A 17,120-nucleotide genomic window follows, 5' to 3' on the forward strand; every position below is an offset into this window, starting at 1 on the left:
TTGTGCAATATTTTGCTGAGTTGCTAACTAACTGACAGCGTTGAGTATAACAGTTTTGAAGCCGCCTAATAGTTGGAAAAGAACTCTCAAATGCTTGAGGGACAAGACTTACACAGTGATTATTAAAAAACGATTAAAAATTACAATTTGTTAAAAATATATCGATTCATAGATCTCTACAAACGGAAAAACCCTTATGAATCAAGGGTTTTGAGTGAAAAAACAATTTAAAGAATGGTTACAACAATGTCATAATTAATCCTTGCTTTGAATAACGAGTAGTAGACCGCTTTTGATGGAAATCGTACCTTTTGGAGCTGTTAGTTTATTACTGACAGCACGTGATTGTCCCATTTTGAGGGTGGCATTATGTAGCGGATACATAAATCCTTCCAGTTGTATGCCTGTTACTTCGGCAGTCATAGGAAGCAGCGATGTATATGTATAACCCATAGGCTGGATCTCAAGCGTTGATCCGGTGAGCTCAATATAATTATGTGCGTCCATAATAGCGCAACTAATATGATGCTGCATTGCACGTACCAATATTTGAACATTAGCCAATGTGTGGTCCATCCGGGTGCCAGTCACACCAAGCAGCAGTACATGATCTGCCTGTTCGTCCATAGCGATTTCCAAAGCAAGCTCAGTATCTGTTAAGTCTTTAAGTACTGGATCGCACGCAATCATACGTTGGCTTGCTGATTCTACCTTTTCTTTTTCCTCTGGTGTGATCGAATCAAAATCTCCTACAGAGATATGTGGTGTAATACTGTGCTCGATCAGGAATAGTGCACCTTTATCTGCACCTATAATAAAATCATCGGGTTGTATTTGATGTAAATCTTCTTCATTAAGACGACCGCCTGAAAATACAATCGCTCGTTTTTTTGTCATAATCAACATCCTTTCTTCCTGATACGATCCTATATATACCATCGTTTTTAAGTATACCGCGTTAAATATGGCTTGCACAATTTTGGAGGACATGGCTACAATGAAACAGAAAAAAGGAAGTGTAACGTGTAATAGGAAGGAGAACGAAATGATTAACGTTTTGTTTGTGTGTTTGGGCAATATTTGCCGCTCTCCGATGGGGGAGGCAATACTGAGGCATAAAGCGCAGGAACGGGGATTGGGCGCAGAAATCGGGGTGGACTCGGCCGGGACAGGCGACTGGCACATCGGAAATCCCCCGCATGAGGGAACATTAAAGCAACTTAAACTGCATGGAATCAGCGAACAAGGCATACAGGCGCGGCAAATAACGGGCCGTGATTTTGATGCGTTTGATTATATTGTGTGCATGGATGACTCTAATGAACGAAACATGCGAAAGATTGCAGGTGGAGCGGAGGCTGATATTCTAAAATTTATGGATTTGCTTCCTCAAGAAAAATTAAGAGAAGTACCCGATCCATATTTTACAGGAAATTTTGAAGAGACCTATCGATTAATGGACGCAGGCTGCGACGCCTTGCTGGACAAGATCGTAGAAGAAAAGCTATAATGTGAACGACAGATGACGGCGATAATTGCCGTTTTTCGTTATACTTTTTTGAAAGCGCAATCAAAATGCGCTAAAAAATGAGGAAGGAGCTTAATGACCTAGTAGGTCAATGCTCCATTCCCTATAGAAGAATTTTTACTCAGGCGCGATCCAAAAAATACATTAGCGCGTCAGGCAACTCGTTTTGCCAAAAGCCCCACAAATGTTTGCCATCCTTTTCACGGTAAGAAACTTCAGCGTTCCGTTCGCGCAGCAAATCTGCACATTGACGGTTAAGTTCTACAAAGTTGTAAATGCCAGTATCACTCTCAAATGCATCTTCCTGAAGGCCAACCGTCATCCAGACCCGCAAATGAGAAAGATCTTTCTCACGGGCGATGATTTCCTGCGAAGCTTCATAGTAAGCACCTGAGAGGCTGATAATGCGGTTGAACAGCTGAGGATACATCAAAGCCAAATGCAGAGACACACTGCCTCCCAGTGAATCCCCCGCCAAAATGCGGGACGCTGCATCTTTTCTTATAGGATACTTTTGCTCCACATAGGGAATAATCTCTTCTGCAAAACAGGTGGTATACGCCTCAAAACGATTGCCAAAGGGAGCGTACTCCTGAGTTCTGATTTTGGTATTCACTTCCACACCTACAATAATGAAGGGTTCGACGCCCTCATCTAGAATGAGGCGGTTGGCGTGAGTTGCAATGCGGCCAAAATTGAAAAATTCTTCTCCGTCCTGACAGTATACGACCGGGTAGCTCAATATTTCATTATAGCCGGGCGGCAAATATATCCGGAGAGTTCTGATCTCGCTAAGAAAGCGGCTATTTACTTCGTCTTTAAGGATGGTTCGTTTTAAATACCGAGAATCCGTCATTTTTCGTCACCTTTCTTGGGTATTATTTTGCATTCGGGATCACAATAAGTTAAGATTACCCTGATTGCAATAGATGTTTAAAATTTCAATCATGTACTAAGCTGTTATAGTAAAAAACATACCCTGTTACATACACAAAAATGTGGTAAACTCAAAAAAAATAACTAAATCTTTGACGCGAGCGATATAACAGGTGTATAATAATCCTATAACAGCGGAACTTGATATTCAAATTTTTTTGTTGAGGTGAAGAAAATGAGCAAGGTTCCTTATGAAGTTTACACAGAGGAAGTTGAGGCGCTGTCCGTACTTTCTCCGGATGGTGAAATTATCAATAAAGATATGTTGCCTAAACTTACAGATGATCAATTGAAAGAAATTATGTATCGAATGGTATTTACACGTACTTGGGATGACCGTGCCGTTAACTTAGGTCGTCAAGGACGTCTCGGTTTCTACGCTCCGGTATCCGGACAAGAAGCAACCATGATTGGTAGCGAATATGCGCTCCAAAAAGAAGACTTTATTGCTCCAGGCTACCGCGATATTCCGCAAATCGTTTGGCATGGCCTGCCATTATACCAAGCTTTCTTGTATTCCCGTGGTCATCAACACGGCGGCCAAGTGCCGGACGGTGTTAATGTACTGATGCCGCAAATCATCATTGGCGCGCAAATTTTGCATGCTATGGGTATTGCTATGGGTTACAAACTGAAAAAGCAAAAACAAGTCGCCATTACATATACAGGTGACGGCGGTTCTTCCGAAGGTGATTTCTACGAAGGTCTGAACTATGCTGGTGTATACAAGTTGCCAGTTATTTTCTTTGTGCAAAACAATGGTTACGCGATCACGACTCCATTTTCAAAACAAACGGCTGCTCTTTCGATCGCTCATAAAGCAGTAGCTGCTGGTATTAAAGGCGTGAAAATTGATGGCATGGACGTGCTTGCAGTTATTAAAGCCGTTCAAGAAGCTGCAGAGCGTGGACGTAATGGTGAAGGTGCTACTTTGATTGAAGCCGTAACGTACCGTTTCCGTCCACATTCCCTTTCTGATGATGCAACAAAATATCGTTCTAAAGAAGAAGAAGGCGAATGGAATGCGAAAGATCCAATTGCCCGTTTTGCGAAATACCTTGAGAAAAAAGGCCTTTGGACTGAAGAAGATACAGCTCGCGTAAAAGAAGAAGCTAAGGCAAAAGTGAACGAAGAGATCAAAAAAGCCGAGAAAACAGAGAAAATGACAATTCCTGGCCTGATCGATAGCATGTTCGAAACAACGCCTAAGCACTTGGAAGAACAAAAAGCTGATTTTAAATAATTGAACTTGAAAGAGACCGGGCGGTAACCCGATCCGGTCTGCTTTTCGATTGACCTGAACTGAAATTGATCTGTCAATGTTTAAGGAGGAAATGAAGCAAATGGCACAAATGAACATGAAAGAAGCGATTCGTGACGCACTGCGCGTAGAGTTGAAACGCGACCCTAACGTCCTGCTTTTCGGTGAAGACGTAGGTCATGTAGGTGGCGTATTCCGCGCTACAGAAGGTCTGCAAAAAGAATTTGGCGAAGAACGTGTATTCGATACTCCGCTGGCGGAATCCGCAATCGGGGGTCTTGCTGTGGGTCTGGGTATTCAAGGCTTCCGCCCTGTAGCTGAAATCCAGTTCGTAGGCTTTATCTTTGAAGCACTCGATCAAATGGCAATTCAAGCATCCCGTATGCGCTACCGTTCCGGTGGACGTTACAATTCTCCAATCGTATTCCGTACACCTTTTGGTGGCGGTGTTAAGGCAGCCGAGCTGCATACAGATTCCTTGGAAGGTCTTCTGGCTCAAACACCTGGTATCAAGGTTGTTGTTCCTTCCAACCCTTACGATGCAAAAGGTCTTATGATCGCGTCTATTCGCGACAATGATCCAGTATTTTTCATGGAGCATTTGAACTTGTATCATGCATTCCGCGCTGAAGTTCCTGAGAATGATTACACAGTTGAACTGGGCAAAGCTAACGTAGTTCGTGAAGGTTCCGATGTGACGATCATTACTTACGGTATGATGGTGCACACTTCGGTTAAAGCTGCTGATGAGCTAGAAAAAACAAAAGGTATCAAAGTGGAAATCATTGATTTGCGTACCATTAGTCCGATTGACATTGATACCGTTGTTGCTTCTATTCAAAAAACCAACCGTGCTATCGTGGTTCAAGAAGCGCAAAAGAGCTCCGGTGTAGCTGCTGAAGTTATTGCACAAATTAACGAAAAAGCAATCCTGCATCTGGAAGCACCTGTTCTGCGTGTAGCAGGCCCGGATACCGTTTATCCTTTTGCTCAAATTGAAGATACTTGGTTGCCAACCCCAACACGTATCATTGATGCGGTTAATAAAGTATTGGAATTTTAATTAAAGCACACCGTAAATTTGGGAGGTTTTAAACGTGGCTAAATTTGAATATAAATTCCCGGAGCTAGGTGAAGGTCTTCACGAAGGCGAAATCATCAAGATGCACATCAAGCCCGGCGACAAAGTAACAGATGAAGATATCATCATGGAAGTACAAAACGATAAGGCTGTAGTTGAAGTTCCTTGTCCGGTCAATGGCACAGTACAAGAGGTATTTGCCAAAGACGGCGACATCTTTAACGTAGGTCAAGTCGTAGCTGTAATCGCTGCAGAGGGTGAACTTCCTGAACAAGAAGAAGCACCAGCTGCTGCTAAACAAGAACAGGATGCTGCACAAGGCGGAGCTAACACTAAACCAGCTGCAACTCCTGCTGCTTCTAACAAAGATGTACTAGCTACACCTAGCGTCCGCAAATTTGCTCGTGAGCAAGGTGTAAACATCGCTCAAGTGAGTGGCTCCGGCAAAAATGGTAAAATCACCAAAGAAGATGTAGAAGCTTTCAAAAATGGTGGAGGCCAAGCGGCTGCACCAGTAGCGAAAGAAGCTGCAAAAGCACAAGAGCCTGCTAAGAAAGAAGCGAAAGCTGCAGCAGCATCCGCACCAGTAGCAGATCCACGTGCTGAGGAAGAGCGCGTACCATTTAAAGGTATCCGGAAGGCTATTTCCAATGCTATGGTTAAATCGGCTTATACGGCTCCGCACGTTACGATTATGGATGAAGTAGATGTAACTGAACTGGTTGCTTTCCGTACTCGTATCAAACCAATTGCTGAGAAGAAAGGCACAAAAGTAACATACCTGCCATTCATCGTAAAAGCTTTGGTTGCTGCTTCCCGTCAATTCCCGGCTCTGAATGCCACAATCGACGAAGAAGCAAACGAAATTGTCTACAAAAAATACTACAACATCGGTATCGCTACAGATACAGACAACGGCTTGATCGTTCCTGTTATCAAAGATGCTGATCGTAAGAGTATCTGGATGATTGCTGATTCCATTCGTGATCTGGCTGTGCGCGGTCGTGATGGAAAATTGGCTGCGAACGAAATGAGAGGAAGTACAATTTCCATCACTAACATCGGTTCTGCAGGCGGTATGTTCTTTACTCCAATCATTAACTTCCCTGAAGTTGCGATTTTGGGTACTGGCCGCATTAGTGAAAAAGCAGTCGTGAAAAACGGTGAAATTGTAGCCGCTCCAGTAATGGCTCTTTCCTTGAGCTTTGACCACCGTATTATTGACGGTGCAACTGCTCAAAACTTCATGAACTATATCAAACAGCTGCTCGCTAACCCTGAGTTGCTTGTTATGGAGGTGTAATCAATGGTAGTAGGAGACGCTTCTCTGGATATTGACACATTGGTTATCGGTGCGGGTCCTGGCGGCTATGTAGCTGCCATCCGTGCCGCACAATTGGGACAAAGCGTATTGATCGTTGACAAATCTGAGCTGGGCGGTGTCTGTCTGAACCGTGGATGTATTCCATCCAAAGCTTTGATCTCTGCAGCTCACCAATACGAAGCAGCTAAACATGGCGAGTCCTTCGGTATTACAGCTGAAAATGTAAAAGTAGACTTTGCTAAAACACAAGAATTCAAAAACGGTGTTGTTAAAAAAATGACAGGCGGCGTAAGCGGCTTGCTCAAAGGCAACAAAGTTGAAGTTTTCAATGGCGAGTGCATGTTCATCAACGAAAACGAAGCGCGTGTATTCAACGAACATGAATCACCACGTTACCGTTTTAAAAATGCAATTATCGCAACAGGTTCCCGTCCAATCGAACTGAAACCATTCCCATTTGGCGGACGCATTCTGTCTTCTACAGAAGCATTGAACCTGCCTGAAATTCCAAAAAGCCTGATCGTAATCGGTGGTGGATACATTGGTGCAGAGCTTGGACAAATGTACTCCAAATTCGGTTCCAAAGTAACGATCATTGAAGGTATGGATACAGTGCTTCCTGGTTTCGACAAAGATATGACTTCGATCGTTGCGAAAAGCATGAAGAAAACTGGCATCGAAATCTTCACTGGCGCTAAAGCGGAAAGTGCAGAGCAAACAGATAAAGACGTAACGGTGAAATTCTCCGTTAACGGCGAAAGCAAAGAAGTAACTGCTGATTATCTGCTTGTAACTGTTGGACGTCGTCCAAACACAGACGGTGAACTGGGTCTGGATCTGATCGGCGTAGAACTGGATGAGCGCGGAATGGTGAAAGTTGATCACCAAGGACGTACTAGCATTCCTCACATCTTTGCAATCGGCGATATCGTAGCTGGTCTTGCTCTGGCACACAAAGCTTCTTACGAAGGTAAAGTGGCTGCTGAAGCAATCGCAGGCGAGCCGTCTGTAGTAGATTACAAATGTATGCCAGCTGTCGTTTTCACGGATCCAGAATGCTCCAGCGTAGGCTACACAGAGACAGAAGCCAAAGAAAAAGGCTACAATGTCAAAGTTGGCAAGTTCTCTTATGGAGCAAACGGTCGTGCGGTTTCCCTGAACGCTGCTGAAGGTTTTGTGAAAATCGTAGCTGACGCTGACACAGGTCTGGTACTGGGTACGCAAATCGTAGGTCTGGAAGCTTCCAACCTTATTGCTGAGCTGGGTCTGGCGATTGAAATGGGTGCTACACTCGAAGATATCTCCTTGACTATTCATGCTCACCCTACATTGGGCGAAATCGTTATGGAAGCAGCGGAAGTCGTGCTGGGTCATCCGATCCATGCTTTGGCACCACGTCGCTAATACTATTTTTCATTATCTCGTTTTTGGTTTTCATACATGACAAAGAGAGGCAAGGAGCGCTATATCTGCGCTCTTTGTCTCTTTTTTTTCAAACTTTAGGATTTTCAGGACTACTATGAAAATTCACACAGTACATGGTCAACGAAGCACCGTACATGATAAACTAAATATAGATATTGGTGCAGAAAAAGAATTTTAAAGATTAGAATCTGGCGATGCCAGGTTTTTATTCATGCTCAAAGGAGAGGAATAACGTGCGCAACTATTTGGAACTGCTGGAGGATATTTTAGAGAATGGAGTAAAAAAAGAGGATCGTACAGGAACGGGGACACTATCTGTTTTCGGAAGACAACTCCGTTTTGATCTGGCCAAGGGCTTTCCCTTGGTGACCACCAAAAGAGTTCATTTGAAATCCGTTATTCATGAGCTGTTATGGTTTTTGCGGGGAGATACCAACATTTCTTATCTCAAGGAGAACGGAGTTACCATTTGGGATGAGTGGGCGGACGAGCAGGGGAATCTGGGGCCTGTATATGGATCGCAATGGCGCTCGTGGGAAACAACAGACGGGCAACATATTGATCAAATTGCGAATGTCATAGAGGCAATTAAAAACAATCCGGACTCACGTCGACACATCGTCAGTGCTTGGAATGTGGCAGAAATCGAATCCATGAAGTTGCCGCCATGTCACTTTGTATTTCAGTTCTATGTAGCTGGAGGAAAGCTTTCCTGTATGCTAACAATGCGTTCTGTGGATACCTTTCTAGGGCTGCCGTTCAACATCGCGAGTTATGCATTGCTTACGCATATGGTTGCACAGCAGTGTGGTTTGGAGCCCGGCGAATTTATTTGGTCAGGCGGCGATGTGCATATTTATTCAAATCATATGCAACAAGTGCATACACAGCTGGAACGTGATCCTTATCCGTTGCCTCAGTTAAAAATTCTGCGCAAACCGGATTCGATTTTTGATTATACCTATGACGATTTTGCTTTTGAAAATTACGAGTATCATCCAGGGATTAAGGCGCCTGTCGCCATCTGATTAGAGGAGGTGGAAAAATGGGCATTTCAATGATATGGGCTATGGCACAAAATGGTGTGATTGGCCAGGATAACAAACTTCCCTGGCGCCTCCCTAGAGACATGGCCTTTTTCAAAGAGCAGACGATTAATAAAACGGTACTCATGGGGCGCAAGACGTGGGAATCCTTTGGAGGAAAAAGCCTGCCAAACCGACGTAACGTCGTCTTAACTCGAGATCAGTGTTATCAGGTGGAAGGTGCGGAAGTGATTCATTCACTGGAAGAAGGGCTCCAATTAGCAAAGCAGGAGGAGCTAATGGTCATTGGAGGAGCAGAGATTTATGCACTGTTTTGGCCACATGCCGATCGGCTGATTGTGACTCGGATTGAGGAGACTTTTGAAGGCGATACAACGTTCCCTGAGCTGGATTGGAACGGTTGGAATATAGTTAATGAGACTCCGGGTATCAAGGATGACAGAAATCCATATGAGTACCGTTTTGTTGTTTACGAGAAAACGGAATAAGAATAGACTGTAGCCGACCCCACTCATTTGAAAAATTAATAAACCATATAAAAAATCCTTTTGGTGTTGATGCAAAAAGTTGCATAAGTTTTCATTACTTTTACGCTGTATTGTGATACAATAAATCAAATTCAACGAGAACAGACCCTTTCATAATACAAACAGACAAATTCGAATTTGACTTAAATTCTGAATGGATGATCGGGGTTCATAAGCGAAGAGATGGGGGAACGTAATATGTCTACACCAACTGGATTTATGGAATACACACGACAGCTTCCTACAGACCGGGACCCGGCAGAGCGTATAAAGGATTGGGAAGAATTCCATAAGCATATGTCTGAAGAAGAGCTGCGTACCCAAGGGGCGCGTTGTATGGACTGCGGAACTCCTTATTGTCATACGGGGATGGATATCATGGGAGCAACTTTAGGCTGCCCGGTTCATAATCTCATTCCGGAATGGAACAATCTCGTATACCGTGGTTTGTGGAAGGAAGCGCTAGAGCGGCTGCACAAAACGAATAACTTCCCGGAATTTACAGGTCGTGTCTGTCCTGCGCCATGTGAAGGTTCGTGTACAGTCGGTCTGATCGGACAGTCTGTTACAATTAAAACCATTGAGGAAGCTATTATCGAAAAGGGTTTTGAGGAAGGCTGGGTTGTCCCTAATCCGCCAGAAAAGCGTACAGGCAAACGAGTGGCTGTTGTCGGTTCGGGTCCGGCAGGTTTGGCTGCAGCTGCACAGCTTAACAAAGCAGGGCACAGCGTGACTGTGTATGAGCGTGCAGATCGTGTGGGTGGATTATTGATGTATGGCATACCGTCCATGAAATTGGATAAGAAGGTTGTTCAGCGGCGTGTGGATTTGCTGGAGGCTGAAGGTATTCAATTCATCACAAATACGGAAATCGGCAAAGATATCCCTACCGATCAGTTGATTGCTGAATATGATGCTGTTGTCCTATGCGGTGGTTCTACGAAGCCAAGAGAATTCAACATTGAAGGTAGCGATTTGAAGGGTGTTCATTATGCGATGGATTATCTGAATGGTACCATCAAAAGTTACTTGGACTCCAATCTGGAAGATGGCAACTATTTGTCTTCCCAAGGTAAGGACGTTATTGTAATCGGTGGCGGTGATACGGGTTCGGACTGTGTAGCTACTTCTTTGCGTCATGGATGTCGGAGTGTCACTCAATTTGGCACACACACCAAAGCGCCTATGGAGCGTGACCCGATTGCCAATCCTTGGCCACAATTTCCAAACGTGTATTCTCTCGATTATGCACAGGAAGAAGCTAAGGCGTTGTTCGGAGAAGATCCACGTGAGTTCTCCATCATGACGACCAAATTTGTAGGTGATGAGAACGGTAATCTGAAAGAGCTGCACACCATTCAAATTCAACGGATTGTTGATGAAACAGGGCGCAAAATCTATCAACCGATTCCAGGTACGGAGCGCGTATTCCCTGCACAAATTGCTCTTATTGCCATTGGATTTGATGGTCCTGAGCAAACGATTGTAGAGCAAATTGGTTTGGAGACGGACCGTCGTTCCAACGTTAAAGCACGTTATGGAAAATATGTTACTAATGTGGATAAGGTTTTTGCTGCAGGTGATATGCGTCGCGGACAAAGTCTTGTCGTGTGGGCTATTAATGAAGGTCGAGAAGCTGCACGAGAAGTTGATAAATACCTCATGGGCGCTACCGTTTTGGTGTAATTATAAATTTCATGTTACGGATCAGTCAAAGCTCCATCTTCGGATGGGGCTTTATTGTATTTCAAGCTGAGTCTGCCAGAAGCGAAAAATGAATAAATGATTATTGAGCTGTGAAACATTGTGAAATATATGTTATATAATATAACTTAAATTTAATCGTATCACCATATATTTCTTATCTAAATTGATCATAACATAAAAAGGGGTGTTTAGTGTAGATTTTTTTATAGAAAAAAGGATTGTTTCGCAAGAAAATTAGATAAAAGCCGATTTTTATGTTATATAAATTAACATATACATAACTTTCGTTGACTGTATAAAATCATGACCTGAGAGAACCATGGTATCTATGGTATAATACACGTATATTGTTGAAGCGTTTGACTAAATGAATTTACAAAGGAGCTTTCGTCGGGAGAAGGCTCCTTTTGCATGAGGCCGGGATACCTGTGTTTTCATAAACATTCCATGTATATGTATGATTCATGGAGGAGAAACAGAAGGCCGTCAGGAAGGAATGGAGTATGAATGAAGACGTTGATTATTGCTGAGAAACCAGATATGGGACGGACGATTGCAGCTGTTATGGAGCCGCGGGCTAAAAATAACCGTACCTATTTGGAAGGGGAGAAATACATTGTAACCTGGGCTATCGGACATTTGCTGGGTTTGGCTGAGCCGGATGCATACGATGCTAAGTACAAACGATGGAATATTAAGGATCTTCCTATTATCCCTGAGCAGTTCAAAATTGTACCGAATCCGAAAACAAAGGATCAGCTGAAAATGATTGGTGAACTGGCTAAACGCTGCAATGCCATCGTAAATGCTTGTGATGCTGGACGGGAAGGGCAATATATTTTTGCGTTGATTCAACAGCAATTGAAGTTGCATCAGCCAGTTAAGCGACTGTGGATTTCAGATTTGACAGCGGAGAGTATTGCGAAAGGCTTTGAACGATTGCGAGATGCTTCAGAGTTTGAATTTCTGACTCAAGCTGCCAGGGCACGAAGTGAAGCGGATTGGCTGATCGGAATGAATGCTTCCAGAGCGTTCACAACACGACATAATACACTGCTGTCAGTAGGGCGGGTGCAGACTCCCGTGCTGGCACTGATTCATGACCGGGAAAAGGAAATTGAGGCATTTCAGTCTCAAACCTTCTATGATGTGTGGGCTGAATTCAAGCAAGATCAGATCAAGTACAAAGGTGCGTGGCAGGGGGATCGGCTGACGAAGCCGGAGGAAGCTGAGGCGATCGCTGCGGCCGTTCGCGGAAAAACGGGTAAAATCACCAAATATGACACAAAGCAGACAAAAGAGTATCCTTTTAAATTGTACGATTTAACGTTGCTTCAACGCGAGGCGAATGCCAAGTACGGTTATTCGGCCAAAAAAACACTAGATGTGGCACAAGCGCTTTATGAGCGTCACAAGGTCATTTCCTACCCTCGTACTAATTCTAACTATGTAACAGAGCAAAATATAGACGGCATGCACAAGGCGCTACGGATGCTGGGGACAGGTCCTTATGCTGATCTGGTACAACAAGCCAACCCCAACTTGGTCCATAAACAGAATAAATCGGTCTGCAATCCATCTCGTGTTGAGGATCACCATGCTATTCTGCCGACGTTAAAAAGACCAGGTACGCTAAGTAAGGAAGAGCAAAACGTATATGACCTGGTTATTCGCAGGTTTTTGTCACATTTTTTTCCGCCTGCTGAATATAAAATGCATACCGTAATGACGCAGGTGGACAAGCATCTGTTTAAAACAAATATCAAAGAGCTTCTTTCCTTGGGATGGAAAGTAGTTTTAAGTAAGGTTGACCAAGATAAAGGTAAAAAGAGCAAATCATCGAAAAAAGAGGATGAAGAGGAAACGGACGAGTGGACGGACAAGAAGTTTGAGATTGATGCGGGACGTCCGGTGGAGTGCGTTCGCGCTGAGATGAAAGAAAAGGCAACTCAGCCCCCCAAAAGCTACACGGAGGGTACATTGCTTAAGGCGATGGAAAGCGCGGGCAAACAGATGGAGAATGAGGAATTACGTGAGGTCATGAAGGATGCCGGCTTAGGCACACCTGCCACACGGGCTGCCACAATTGAACGATTGAAAAAGGTTGGCTATATTGAAATGAAGGGCAAAAAGATTCTTATTACGGAAAAGGGAAAGATGGCTATTGATCTGATCCGTCATGCCGGGGTTGATCTATTAGCCTCGCCGGAGATGACAGGTCAATGGGAACGTCGTCTACATCAAATTTCCAAGGGTGAGGCGGCTCAGGAGAAATTTATGGATAACGTTAAAAGATTTACGTTGTCCATCATTGACAAGGTGAGGCAGCAGCCACCAGCTCCGGCAGATGCCTTTGGCGAGGAAGCAAGGGGGAAGCGTGCGGCTGGAAAAGAAGGCGCACGTAGTGCATGTGCGAGTGGACGCACCGCCGCCAAGGGGGTGGGGCGTGCTACATCAGGACGCGGTGGCAACGCTGGAAGCGCAACGCTGGAGCAAGCAGCACCACCAGCAAGTCGTGCTGCGGGAACAGCAAGTTCCGCTGCACGCAGCTCTTCCGACGGACCCTCAGGCATTTCAGTGAGCCAAAGGCAAGCTTTGGGTAGCTGCCCATGCTCTAATTGTGGCGGAAGCATTATTGAAGGGCGTAAAGGGTATGGGTGCAGCCACTACAAGCAGGGCTGTGGTTTTGTCGTCTGGAAGGAATATGCTGGCAAGCAGATTACCGAAACGATGCTCAAGTCTCTGTTGACAAAGGGACAGACGCAATTGTTGTCTTTTAAGCGTAAAGATGGATCGACCGTCAAAGCGCGAATTATTCTAAATGAACCAGGTACAGGACAACTTAGCGTTCGAGAGGAATCCTGAGACAGGGTTTAGACCACTATTTTGGCTGAATCAAAGGTTAAATAACAATTTAAATACAAAAAAGGGACCCTATCCGAGGGTCCTTTTTTGTTGATGTAATTGTATGCTTTCGTGGATAACCCGTGGTACTTCCGTCAGCTTCTGTATCGTATACATCACGGAATTTACGTTTTTTTGCAATTCAACCATATTGTAAATCCATTCCTTAGGCTGCTTGAGATAGACAGCATGAATACCTGCAGCAAGGGCTGGAGATACATCAGTGCGCAGAGAATTCCCGATCATCCAGGTGATGCTTCGGTCCAAGCGATTCATCTGGATGATTTCTTCTAGTGCTTCAACATTTTTATGCTGACGAATGTAGATGCGGTCATCAAAGTAGGTAGCCAGTTTCATTTGTTCAATCTTTCTTTCTTGAATGATCTGCTCACCGCCTGTATAAAGATGAAGGGAATGCCCTGCTTTTTGGAGGGAGTTCAGCGTTTCGACCATGCCTGGATACGGTTCGATTTCCTGTTCGTATACACTTCGGCCAAGAGAGCGAAGCTCCTGCTCTTCCCGTGAATCGAGACGGCGTCCGAATTGTTCCGAGAAAAATTGGTACGTATCTATCAGAGATTGTGGGAAATGCTCGCTGGCAAAGCCCACCTGATGAACTCCAGCCACATCAATTTCGATTTGTTTTTCACGAATCGTATTTTTCGTTAGGTTATGAGTTGCAAACCATTCCTGAAGCAAATCGAAAAAGTGGTTGAGGATAAGGTCAAAATACTTGTTGCAGTGGACTAAGGTGTCATCAAGATCAAATAAAATGTGCTGCTTCGGATACGACATGATGCATACTCCTTCCAAGCCAAAGCTTTAACGCTGCTTCGGTTATAACTAAAAGTACAATTCAAATTACAATCCAATATAGGATTCCAAAAATACCTGTAAATCAGCCGCGCCATCGGGACGGATGCTGAATTTTTCCTTATGATAACGTCCGATGTGAATACGGAGCAGACCAGCCACTCGTAAAATCATCATATCAGACATGAGTGTATCTTCCAAACGGCTCAAATCGTGGCGCATGTCTTCGAGAGACTTAGGACCTTGAGCTACATAACGTAGAATTCGCAGCCGCTGCGGATCATTGACCGCACGAGTAAGCCGTAGCAGAAGCGTAGGCGGTTCTTCCTCGCTCTCCTCGGGGATATCTACCGGATACTGGATCAGAAGTGTGCGGGTATAAAAACAGTATGAATTAATCGGGCGATTATGGACAACCGGAAATAGGACTACTGTATCCAGGTCTTCCACGTGTGGCACGACTAGTCCAGCTGTCGCATATTCAACCAGTGCTTCCGGTTCCATCTTACTCAGCAGCATGCGCTTTTCCGCAGCGTCTTCTTCTGCCAACACACGTAGTTCGCCTTCCAAGGCCCGAAAATAATCACGATCCCACAATCTGAGGAGTGGTGCGTATACCTTACGAATGCGTAAAGATTCTTCAAAAGTTAAAAAAGGGATATGCGGAACGAGCAGCTCAAACATATCTTTATCCGGACCGTGGTCCAAATAAGAGATATAATCAGATATTTCATCCGATTCCGGTCGAAGTAACGCCCAGGCATAGAGTGCGTCATAATCGCTAAAAGGGCAATCCTGAGCTGTAGCAAGCTCAGTACGAACTTCATGTTGTAGTCGTGCATCTACCTTGTCGATCCATTCATGGCCCAAGTCCATATCTTGGACCCACTTTTTAGTCACATAGGCCATGAAGCTGCCGAGCAATTCATAAATTGGAGAAGTGTCTATTTTAATTTGATAACTCATGGAACCAATGCCTCCTATTCTGTCTTCTAGCCCAGAGCGGTGAACGTAATTAAGCCCGTCCATAAGCAAAACATGAGCATTTTAATAATTGCTCACTTATTTATTATGGCTTGTTCTGCCAGGGATTGTCCACTATAATATGAAATAGTGCGTTGTGACGTGAATGGGTTCGGATTGAACATACGAGGCTCCTTAACCGAAGGAGTCGGATACATACCAGACAAGCTCTTTCCGTAAAATCGTCATCTCAGATGGCGATTTTTTTCTTCTATTCTTTAATACACTAATTACACCTGAATTTGTATATGTGATTTGCCGGTTTTGCAGGACGGCATGGAATACATAGTGATAAGAATTATTATTGATTATGGAATCAAATGCAAATCATTTCTTAACATTGATTTTAATTATTTTATTTGTTCGATCAGGAGGAGCTAGGATGTCGTCGTCGTTACGGGTTCATTATTTTATTTTAATTGCTGTTATTATTGTTGCCGGATTATGCCAAGGTTTATTATTACCTATTCTGTCTATCTCGTTGGAACAAATGGGAGTTTCATCTTCACTAAACGGAATGAATGCGGCTGCCCTGTATATTGGTTCATTCGCAATGACGTTGGTGGCAGAACAGACATTGGGGTGGTTAGGGTTCAAAAAGCTGATGGCCGGAGGGCTTGTGCTAGTGCTCGTTACGCTGCTGCTATTCCCGCTAATCCCTGATATTCGGGTATGGTTCATACTGCGTCTGCTAGTAGGTATTGGTGACAGTGCATTGCACTACTCTGCGCAGCTATGGATATTGCTGGTGACTCCAGCAGAGAAGCGAGGCCGCAACATTTCCTTTTATGGTATGTCATACGGTCTGGGTTTTGCATTAGGACCATTGGGATTATGGCTACTCGATTATGGAATGCTGGTTCCATTCGCTGCGTTGGCCTTATTATGCTTGCTTGTTTTGCTGTTGGTGTTAATTAAGCTGCCGGACTCCAGACCGGAGAGGCTGGAGTCCGAGGCGCGTCCCACTCAAAGATTTCGTCGCAGCTACAGCTGGGCATGGTATGCACTTTTGCCTGCATTTCTATACGGCTATATGGAAGCGAGCCTGAACAGTAACTTTCCAGTCTATGGCCTGCGTATTGGCTTTCATACCGATGAAATCGCCGCCTTGCTGCCGTTCGTCAGTTTGGGAGGGTTAGTGCTGCAGCTACCGCTAGGGATATTGAGTGACCGTTGGGGACGTAAAAAGGTGCTAATGAGCGTAGGTATAGCAGGGGGAATGACCTTTATGTTGCTACCTTGGAGCGGCAATCATTTTATGTTCACTTTGATATTGCTGACTCTAGCAGGTGGTTTAGTAGGCTCCTTTTTCTCCCTCGGTTTGGCCTACGCCGCTGATCTGTTGCCCAAATCATTTTTAGCAGCCGCGAATGTACTGGCATCCTTTCATTTTAATCTGGGAAGTGTGATCGGACCTAATATTAGCGGAGGGTTGCTGGACTTTGGAACTCAAGGCAGCATGTTTCTTGTCCTTGGAGGTAGTTACGTTGTTTTCGGATTGTTAGGTTTGTTTTCCAGAAAAAGAGTAACGGCGGTTTAAAACTG

14 protein-coding genes are annotated in these 17,120 nt (G+C 44.3%); 10 read left to right on the forward strand and 4 right to left on the reverse strand.

Annotated features, from left to right (window positions below):
• Positions 1–255 precede the first annotated feature (255 nt).
• On the reverse strand, positions 256–897 hold the full coding sequence (locus ACUYLD_RS08825) for a thiamine diphosphokinase (RefSeq protein ID WP_446674818.1): 642 nt from the start codon (positions 895–897) through the stop codon (positions 256–258).
• A gap of 148 nt (positions 898–1,045) precedes the next feature.
• On the opposite strand from ACUYLD_RS08825, the gene ACUYLD_RS08830 reads away from it, so the two are divergent.
• Positions 1,046–1,510: a low molecular weight protein-tyrosine-phosphatase gene (locus ACUYLD_RS08830; RefSeq protein WP_029517442.1), complete on the forward strand. Its 465-nt coding sequence runs from the start codon at positions 1,046–1,048 to the stop codon at positions 1,508–1,510.
• Positions 1,511–1,649: 139 nt separating this feature from the next.
• Here the strand turns inward: ACUYLD_RS08830 and ACUYLD_RS08835 are convergent, their stop codons facing one another.
• Positions 1,650–2,384, reverse strand: coding sequence for an alpha/beta hydrolase (locus ACUYLD_RS08835; protein WP_254328496.1), 735 nt, complete (start codon positions 2,382–2,384; stop codon positions 1,650–1,652).
• 255 nt (positions 2,385–2,639) lie between these two features.
• On the opposite strand from ACUYLD_RS08835, the gene pdhA reads away from it, so the two are divergent.
• The 8 genes from pdhA to ACUYLD_RS08875 all read left to right on the forward strand — a co-directional run bounded on the left by pdhA (position 2,640) and on the right by ACUYLD_RS08875 (position 13,700).
• Positions 2,640–3,707, forward strand: a complete 1,068-nt coding sequence (gene pdhA, locus ACUYLD_RS08840) for a pyruvate dehydrogenase (acetyl-transferring) E1 component subunit alpha (protein ID WP_013310511.1) — start codon at positions 2,640–2,642, stop codon at positions 3,705–3,707.
• A gap of 100 nt (positions 3,708–3,807) precedes the next feature.
• Positions 3,808–4,788 (forward strand): alpha-ketoacid dehydrogenase subunit beta, encoded by a 981-nt coding sequence (locus ACUYLD_RS08845; RefSeq protein WP_039271308.1) that lies wholly within the window; start codon positions 3,808–3,810, stop codon positions 4,786–4,788.
• Between the two features lie 34 nt (positions 4,789–4,822).
• A complete protein-coding gene (locus tag ACUYLD_RS08850) occupies positions 4,823–6,109 on the forward strand; it encodes a dihydrolipoamide acetyltransferase family protein (RefSeq protein WP_446674819.1) in 1,287 nt (428 codons plus the stop codon).
• A 3-nt stretch (positions 6,110–6,112) separates the two neighbouring features.
• Positions 6,113–7,534: a dihydrolipoyl dehydrogenase gene (gene lpdA / locus ACUYLD_RS08855; protein ID WP_061831492.1), complete on the forward strand. Its 1,422-nt coding sequence runs from the start codon at positions 6,113–6,115 to the stop codon at positions 7,532–7,534.
• Positions 7,535–7,788: 254 nt separating this feature from the next.
• Positions 7,789–8,583: a thymidylate synthase gene (gene thyA / locus ACUYLD_RS08860; RefSeq protein WP_013310507.1), complete on the forward strand. Its 795-nt coding sequence runs from the start codon at positions 7,789–7,791 to the stop codon at positions 8,581–8,583.
• A gap of 17 nt (positions 8,584–8,600) precedes the next feature.
• Positions 8,601–9,089 carry a dihydrofolate reductase gene (locus tag ACUYLD_RS08865; protein WP_446674820.1) on the forward strand — a complete coding sequence of 163 codons (489 nt, stop codon included), beginning with the start codon at positions 8,601–8,603 and terminating at the stop codon, positions 9,087–9,089.
• Positions 9,090–9,326: 237 nt separating this feature from the next.
• Positions 9,327–10,814 (forward strand): glutamate synthase subunit beta, encoded by a 1,488-nt coding sequence (locus ACUYLD_RS08870; protein WP_061831490.1) that lies wholly within the window; start codon positions 9,327–9,329, stop codon positions 10,812–10,814.
• A 528-nt stretch (positions 10,815–11,342) separates the two neighbouring features.
• Positions 11,343–13,700, forward strand: a complete 2,358-nt coding sequence (locus ACUYLD_RS08875) for a DNA topoisomerase 3 (RefSeq protein WP_446674821.1) — start codon at positions 11,343–11,345, stop codon at positions 13,698–13,700.
• Between the two features lie 69 nt (positions 13,701–13,769).
• Here ACUYLD_RS08875 and ACUYLD_RS08880 read toward each other — a convergent pair whose 3' ends face one another.
• Positions 13,770–14,534, reverse strand: a complete 765-nt coding sequence (locus ACUYLD_RS08880; RefSeq protein ID WP_029517450.1) for an HAD family hydrolase — start codon at positions 14,532–14,534, stop codon at positions 13,770–13,772.
• A 66-nt stretch (positions 14,535–14,600) separates the two neighbouring features.
• Positions 14,601–15,518 (reverse strand): hypothetical protein, encoded by a 918-nt coding sequence (locus ACUYLD_RS08885; protein ID WP_061828235.1) that lies wholly within the window; start codon positions 15,516–15,518, stop codon positions 14,601–14,603.
• A gap of 439 nt (positions 15,519–15,957) precedes the next feature.
• Here ACUYLD_RS08885 and ACUYLD_RS08890 point away from each other — a divergent pair, with 439 nt between their 5' ends.
• Complete coding sequence (locus tag ACUYLD_RS08890) at positions 15,958–17,115, forward strand: MFS transporter (protein WP_446674822.1); 1,158 nt, start codon at positions 15,958–15,960, stop codon at positions 17,113–17,115.
• The last annotated feature ends 5 nt before the right edge of the window (positions 17,116–17,120 follow it).

It is taken from the genome of Paenibacillus sp. SER-28 (genome assembly GCF_052906305.1).

Bases quoted from the DNA above. Each gene is read 5' to 3' on its own strand.
- pdhA (WP_013310511.1), top strand. From the start codon at position 2,640: ATGAGCAAGGTTCCTTATGAAGTTTACACAGAGGAAGTTGAGGCGCTG.
- ACUYLD_RS08845 (WP_039271308.1), top strand. From the start codon at position 3,808: ATGGCACAAATGAACATGAAAGAAGCGATTCGTGACGCACTGCGCGTA.
- lpdA (WP_061831492.1), top strand. From the start codon at position 6,113: ATGGTAGTAGGAGACGCTTCTCTGGATATTGACACATTGGTTATCGGT.
- ACUYLD_RS08865 (WP_446674820.1), top strand. From the start codon at position 8,601: ATGGGCATTTCAATGATATGGGCTATGGCACAAAATGGTGTGATTGGC.
- ACUYLD_RS08890 (WP_446674822.1), top strand. From the start codon at position 15,958: ATGTCGTCGTCGTTACGGGTTCATTATTTTATTTTAATTGCTGTTATT.
- ACUYLD_RS08875 (WP_446674821.1), top strand. From the start codon at position 11,343: ATGAAGACGTTGATTATTGCTGAGAAACCAGATATGGGACGGACGATT.
- ACUYLD_RS08835 (WP_254328496.1), bottom strand. From the start codon at position 2,384: ATGACGGATTCTCGGTATTTAAAACGAACCATCCTTAAAGACGAAGTA.
- ACUYLD_RS08825 (WP_446674818.1), bottom strand. From the start codon at position 897: ATGACAAAAAAACGAGCGATTGTATTTTCAGGCGGTCGTCTTAATGAA.
- ACUYLD_RS08880 (WP_029517450.1), bottom strand. From the start codon at position 14,534: ATGTCGTATCCGAAGCAGCACATTTTATTTGATCTTGATGACACCTTA.
- ACUYLD_RS08830 (WP_029517442.1), top strand. From the start codon at position 1,046: ATGATTAACGTTTTGTTTGTGTGTTTGGGCAATATTTGCCGCTCTCCG.
- ACUYLD_RS08885 (WP_061828235.1), bottom strand. From the start codon at position 15,518: ATGAGTTATCAAATTAAAATAGACACTTCTCCAATTTATGAATTGCTC.
- ACUYLD_RS08870 (WP_061831490.1), top strand. From the start codon at position 9,327: ATGTCTACACCAACTGGATTTATGGAATACACACGACAGCTTCCTACA.